The sequence below is a fragment of the Allorhizobium sp. NPDC080224 genome (assembly GCF_050281005.1).
Taxonomy (GTDB): Bacteria; Pseudomonadota; Alphaproteobacteria; order Rhizobiales; family Rhizobiaceae; genus Allorhizobium.
The window spans coordinates 467,885-474,260 of record NZ_JBNNWJ010000002.1; the positions used below are offsets into that span (position 1 = coordinate 467,885).

Sequence of the window (6,376 nt, forward strand, 5' to 3'; positions counted from 1 at the left end):
AACGGGCGGCGGGGAAAGAACGAAGATTCGTTCGCGACTGGGCCGGCTTCGAAAAAGGTTCGCTGTCGAACTCGGCGAAGCACGACGGGACTGTTGCGTACTCAGTAAACTCGACTTTCACCAGCGGCGAGCAAGGCGAGAGCGCGGTCTGTCGGCGGCGCGTGGAGACTTGGTCCGGTTCAACCAGAGCCAATGACGTTGCCCTTTATCAGCACAACAAAGACATTCAGGTGAATCATCTATGAGGCCAGGACAGCAGAATAAGCGTGGTCGGGGGCGTAACAACAATGGCGGCGGTGGCGGTGGAAACAATTTCAACCGCAAGGGCCAGAACCCGCTGACCCGGACCTATGACAGCTCCGGCCCCGATGTGAAGATCCGCGGCACCGCCCAGCACATTGCCGAAAAATATTCCACGCTCGCTCGCGATGCCCAGAGCGCCGGCGACCGCGTCATGGCGGAAAACTACCTGCAGCACGCCGAGCACTATAACCGCATTATCGCGGCCGCTCAGTCGCAGATGCAGGAACGCTTCCAACGTGACGACCGGGATGGCGGCGACGACCGACAGGACTACAACGAACGGGACGGCGAGGATTTCGACGGCTCGGACGACAACATCGCCCAGGGCGGCGAGCGTCCTCAGCAGCAGGCCCCGCAGGCGCAGCCGCAGCAACAGAACCGCCAGCAGCACGAGCGCCGCCAGCGGGAGCCGCGCGAGCCTCAGGCCCAGCCGCAGCAGCCGGCGGAGATCGCCGGTACCGGTCCGCAGCCGGTCATCGAAGACATGCCGGCGGAAGCCGCAGCCGCTGCGGCCGAGAGCCAGGCGGAAGCCGGGGCCGAGCGCCAGCCGCGCCGTCGCAATGCCGGCAACCGTCCGCGTCGCCAGCCGCGCCGCAGCGCTGCCGGTGATGAAGGCGGCGAAGGTGGTGAAGCTGGCGAAGGTGGAAACGGCGAAGGCGGCGAAGCACCCGCTCTTGCCGAAGCCGCTTCGGAATGAGCTTTTCGAGCTCGATTTGACGATTGCAAAACTCCGGGCTCAGACCCGGAGTTTTTCGTTTATCTGCCTCTTTAAAGGGCAAAATCCCGCTCCCATATCTCGGTCAAGGGAGCTGTTTCCGCTCCGGGGTCCGCCGCTTCCGGGGACCTCATCCACACCAACCGACCTGTGCCGATTGCGGGCAGGGCGGGGAAACGGAGAGTGACTATGAACATCGAGAAATATTCCGAACGCGTGCGCGGATTTCTGCAATCGGCGCAGACCTATGCCCTGTCGGAAGGGCACCAGCAATTCACACCCGAGCATGTGCTGAAAGTTCTGCTCGACGACGAGCAGGGCATGGCTTCGTCGCTGATCAGCCGCGCGGGCGGTGATGCCAAGGCCGTGAGGATCGCCAATGATGCAGCCCTTGCCAAGCTGCCCAAAGTGTCCGGGGGCAATGGCCAGGTCTATCTGGCGCAGCCACTTGCCAAGGTGTTCTCGACCGCCGAAGACGCGGCCAAGAAGGCTGGCGACAGCTTTGTCACCGTCGAGCGTCTTCTGCTGGCGCTTGCGATCGAGTCCTCCGCTTCGACTTCGGCCTCGCTGAAGAAGGGCGGCGTGACCGCCAATGCGCTCAACCAGGTGATCAACGAGGTCCGCAAGGGCCGCACGGCCGATGGTGCGAATGCCGAGGCCGGCTTCGACGCCCTGAAGAAATATGCACGGGATCTGACGGCTGAAGCGCGCGAAGGCAGGCTCGATCCGGTCATCGGCCGCGATGACGAGATCCGGCGCACGATCCAGGTTCTGTCGCGTCGCACGAAGAACAATCCTGTTTTGATCGGTGAACCCGGCGTCGGCAAGACGGCGATCGCCGAGGGTCTGGCGCTGCGCATCATCAATGGCGATGTGCCGGAAAGCCTGAAAGAGAAGAAGCTGATGGCACTCGACATGGGTGCCCTGATTGCCGGTGCCAAATATCGCGGCGAATTCGAGGAGCGGCTGAAGGCCGTGCTCAACGAGGTGCAGGCCGAAAACGGCGAGATCATCCTGTTCATCGACGAGATGCACACGCTTGTTGGTGCCGGCAAGGCCGATGGCGCCATGGATGCCTCCAACCTCCTAAAACCGGCGCTGGCGCGCGGTGAACTCCACTGCGTCGGCGCGACCACGCTCGACGAATACCGCAAGCATGTCGAAAAGGACCCGGCGCTTGCCCGGCGCTTCCAGCCTGTCATGGTCGAGGAACCGACGGTCGAGGATACGATCTCGATCCTGCGCGGCCTGAAGGAAAAGTATGAACAGCATCACAAGGTGCGGATCTCCGATTCCGCTCTGGTTGCTGCCGCGACGCTCTCGAACCGCTACATCACCGACCGCTTCCTGCCCGACAAGGCGATCGACCTGATGGACGAAGCCGCCTCGCGGCTCCGGATGCAGGTGGATTCCAAGCCCGAAGAGCTCGACGAACTCGATCGCCGCATCATTCAGCTGAAGATCGAGCGCGAAGCGCTGAAGAAGGAAACCGATGCGGCCTCCGCCGACCGGCTCGCGCGTCTTGAGACCGAGCTCACCTCGCTTGAGGAAGAGGCGGATGCACTGACGGCCCGCTGGCAGGCGGAAAAGCAGAAGCTCGGCCTCGCCGCCGATCTCAAGCGGCAGCTGGACGAAGCCCGCAACGAGCTTGCGATCGCGCAGCGTCAGGGTGAATTCCAGCGCGCCGGCGAACTCGCCTATGGCGTGATCCCGAAGCTCGAAAAGGAGCTGGTGGATGCCGAAGCGCAGGATGGTTCGGCCGCCGGCAACATGGTACAGGAGGTGGTCAACCCCGACGGCATTGCCCATGTCGTCTCGCGCTGGACCGGTATCCCTGTCGATAAGATGCTGGAAGGCGAGCGCGACAAGCTGCTTCGAATGGAAGACGACCTGGCCAAATCGGTCGTCGGTCAGGGGGATGCGGTGCAAGCGGTGTCGCGTGCGGTGCGCCGTGCGCGTGCCGGTCTGCAGGATCCGAATCGGCCGATCGGCTCGTTCATCTTTCTCGGCCCCACCGGCGTCGGCAAGACCGAACTCACCAAGTCGCTTGCGCGCTTCCTGTTCGATGACGAGACGGCCATGGTTCGCCTCGACATGTCGGAATACATGGAGAAGCACTCGGTCGCCCGGCTGATCGGAGCGCCTCCGGGCTATGTCGGTTACGAGGAAGGCGGAGCGCTGACGGAAGCGGTGCGGCGCAAGCCCTACCAGGTCGTGTTGTTCGACGAAATCGAGAAGGCACATCCTGACGTCTTCAACGTTCTCCTTCAGGTGCTCGACGACGGGCGTCTGACGGACGGGCAGGGCCGGACGGTCGACTTCAAGAACACGATCATCATCATGACCTCGAATCTCGGGGCCGATTATCTGACCAGCCTCGGCGAGGATCAGGATGTCGACCAGGTTCGTGAGCAGGTGATGGACGTGGTCAAGGCCTCGTTCCGACCGGAATTCCTCAACCGTGTCGATGAGATTATCCTCTTCCACCGGCTGCGCCGGACGGAGATGGGCGCGATCGTCGATATCCAGATGAAGCGGCTTTTGTCGCTGCTTTCGGAGCGCAAAATCCGCATCGATCTCGCTCCGGACGCCCGCGCCTGGCTCGCCGACAAGGGTTATGACCCGGTCTATGGTGCTCGTCCGCTGAAGCGGGTGATCCAGAAATACCTGCAGGACCCGCTCGCCGAGCAGATCCTCTCCGGTCAGGTGCTCGATGGATCCGATGTGACGATCGAGGCGGGCAGCGACCGGTTGTTGATCTCTCCAAAGGCTTCGGTGAGCGCTGCGGCTTAAGCCCAATCGCTTCGTCTGCACAAAACCAAAACGGCGGTCCTTGTGGGCCGCCGTTTTTCGTTTGTCCGACGCGCTGATGGTTCAATTCACCGGCTTGCGACCTGGGCCGGGCGTCCACCGGTTTGCAACAGGGTGTCGATACGCTGGCGCTCCTGCTGGAAGGCGGCAAGTGCTGTGCCTTCGAGCGCCTTGCCACCCGGCAGGCGGACCTTCATCGCGTCGACCTTCGTGCCGTTGACGATCAGTTCGTAATGTAGGTGGGAGCCGGTCGATGCGCCGGTCGAGCCGACGAAGCCGATTACCTGGCCCTGAGTGACCTTGGCGCCGGGTACGACTCCCTTGGCGATGCCGCTCTGGTGATTGTAGGAGGTGACATAACCATTGGCATGGCGGATCAGCGTCTGATTGCCGTAGCCGGATGCCCAGCCGGCTTTCTCGACGACGCCATTGCCGGCGGAAATGATCGGCGTGCCGCGCGGAGCTGCCCAGTCGACGCCGGTATGCATACGCGAGTAACCGAGGATAGGATGCCGGCGCATGCCGAAGCCCGAGGTGAAGCGGCCATTCGGCACGGGGTTTCTCAGCAGGAACTGGCGGATCGATTTGCCGTTTTCATCGAAGTAGTCGATCGATCCGTCTTCGGGATCCTGGAAGCGGTAGAACTGAGTGATCGAGTCACCGAAGCGGGCGCGCACATAGAGGAGATCGCTGTCCTCGGTCGCGCGACCTTCATCGTCGGTGACGGAGAAGATGGCTTCGAGCATGTCGGTCGGCTTCAACTGTGCCTGGAAATCGACATTGGCGGCGAGAAGCCGGATGACCTGGGCCGTCAGATCCTGGTTCATCCCGTAGGATAGGGCGGCGCGATAAATGCCGTCATAAACGCGGGGCAGATCGCGGCCGGACATCAGCGCCGGCTGGGAGGTCTCGAACGCACCCGCCACGGCATCGAGTTCCGGCGGTTCGGCACCCTCGACGAGGCGGCCTACGTCATTGACGGCCATCGTCACGATATGATCGGCCCGATGGTAGAGGGAGAAGCGCACGAGGCGGACCTCTTCACCACGCTGCAAGAGCCCGACGCGGATCACGTCGCCCTCGACGAGCTCGTCGCCCTTCATGAAAGGCGCCAGTGCCTTGCCGACATCCTCGGCCTTGGACTCAGGGTAGCCGGCGGCCTGCATCAGCGCGGCCACCGATTGCGGTCGTCGGACCGGCAGGATGTCGTCGGCATATTCCGGTGTCATCGGTGTGATGATTTCCGGTTCGGCGACGCTCATGTTTTCTTCAACGATGCGCGCGGCCATGCCGACGGAGAGATCGAGCCCCGTTTCCTCGGCATCGAAGCGACGCGGATCGATATAGTAGAGGGCCGCGACCTGGGCATTGCCGTCGGTCAGCACGGAGCCGTTCGAGCGGACATTCTCTTCGACCTCGTCGAAAGTCATTTCGCCGGCCAGTGGCTTGTTCGGAACTGTCGGAAAGGGGCTCGACTTCAGGATGACCTCAGATTCGACATCCGAACCATAAAGCGAGCCGGTGCGATTGGCGACCGCCGGGGGCGTGTCGTCGGTGGCGAAGATCGCCAGCGGGTCGAAACGCGGATAGCGCTCCTGATTGGCATAGTCGGCGGCAAGAACCATCTTCACATGGGCGAAGGGCAGCTTGCGGACCACCTCGCGCTCACCGTCCTTGAAGACGGTTGGCACGTCGAGAATGGCCTTGTCGACCGGGCGGGCGGCGATCTTGGGGGCGAAGATCCTGTCGCCACGCATGGTTTCCTCGGCGGAACCGTCGCCGAGATCGGGCGGCACCACGGCAAAGGCTTCGGCCGGGATGGCGAGCTGCTGGCGGCCGTCGAGTGCGGCAAACAAGGCAACGCCCATCAGAATGCAGGAGGTGATGCCGGTGAGGAAGGTGCCGGACAGCCAGCGCAGGGAGATCTCCCGGCGATCGGGCGCACGAAGACCGTCGGCCAGGATCGGAGGCTCACCACCAAGCGAGCGCATCAGGTCGCGGTCTGTCGTCATGCCGTCTTCTGGTCTGTGGCGTAAGGGCAGGGCCCTGGCCGGTTCTTCGACTGGATCACGTCTTCATGTCTCATGTTTTGGCCCGACCCGTCAAATCGCGGCGGACGACCGCCTTAAGATCAGGCAAATATGGAAATTGCGCGGCACGCGCACGCGCACACGAGGGCACGCACCTATGCGAGGGGACATGGCGCGGTCAGAAAGGTGCCATGGGCGGGGATTGGGCGGGTATCTCGAGCCAAAAAGGGCGTCAAACGCTGGGGTCCGCGGGCTGTCAGATATAAGACTTTTCAAAAACGCTGCCATTTCAATGGCTTGTCGATTTTCTCAGATTTTCTCGAAGAAGGCTGTTGACTGCTCGGAGAAGCGAATCTATACATCCGCTCACTGACGAGGGCGGCGGCGCTGCTAGCGACGAAGTCCTTCGTTCTTGAAAATCTCTTGAAATTGGCTGTGATGCTGGTTTTGTTGCCCGACTTAAGGGTTGGGCGGTGAGGGATTTTCGACGGGTTTTGCTCCGTCTGTTTTTTGACAA

General features: G+C 62.3%; 4 protein-coding genes. 2 read left to right on the forward strand and 2 right to left on the reverse strand.

The features are described 5' to 3' along the window. The first annotated feature begins 241 nt into the window (after nt 1-241). Together ACQKP1_RS20580 and clpB are read left to right on the forward strand one after the other, a co-directional pair. Complete coding sequence (locus tag ACQKP1_RS20580) at nt 242-1,000, forward strand: DUF4167 domain-containing protein (RefSeq protein ID WP_427276794.1); 759 nt, start codon at nt 242-244, stop codon at nt 998-1,000. A gap of 207 nt (nt 1,001-1,207) precedes the next feature. Continuing rightward, nucleotides 1,208-3,811 carry an ATP-dependent chaperone ClpB gene (gene clpB, locus ACQKP1_RS20585; protein WP_427276795.1) on the forward strand — a complete coding sequence of 868 codons (2,604 nt, stop codon included), beginning with the start codon at nt 1,208-1,210 and terminating at the stop codon, nt 3,809-3,811. 86 nt (nt 3,812-3,897) lie between these two features. On the opposite strand, the gene ACQKP1_RS20590 is transcribed toward clpB, so the two are convergent. Further along, nucleotides 3,898-5,841: a M23 family metallopeptidase gene (locus tag ACQKP1_RS20590; RefSeq protein WP_203018291.1), complete on the reverse strand. Its 1,944-nt coding sequence runs from the start codon at nt 5,839-5,841 to the stop codon at nt 3,898-3,900. 290 nt (nt 5,842-6,131) lie between these two features. Next, a partial coding sequence (locus tag ACQKP1_RS20595; protein ID WP_427276796.1) for a hypothetical protein occupies nt 6,132-6,376 on the reverse strand: 245 nt, incomplete at its 5' end.

What these genes read in the sequence shown, in the direction of transcription:
- ACQKP1_RS20580 (WP_427276794.1), top strand. Translation starts at nt 242, where the DNA reads ATGAGGCCAGGACAGCAGAATAAGCGTGGTCGGGGGCGTAACAACAAT.
- clpB (WP_427276795.1), top strand. Translation starts at nt 1,208, where the DNA reads ATGAACATCGAGAAATATTCCGAACGCGTGCGCGGATTTCTGCAATCG.
- ACQKP1_RS20590 (WP_203018291.1), bottom strand. Translation starts at nt 5,841, where the DNA reads ATGACGACAGACCGCGACCTGATGCGCTCGCTTGGTGGTGAGCCTCCG.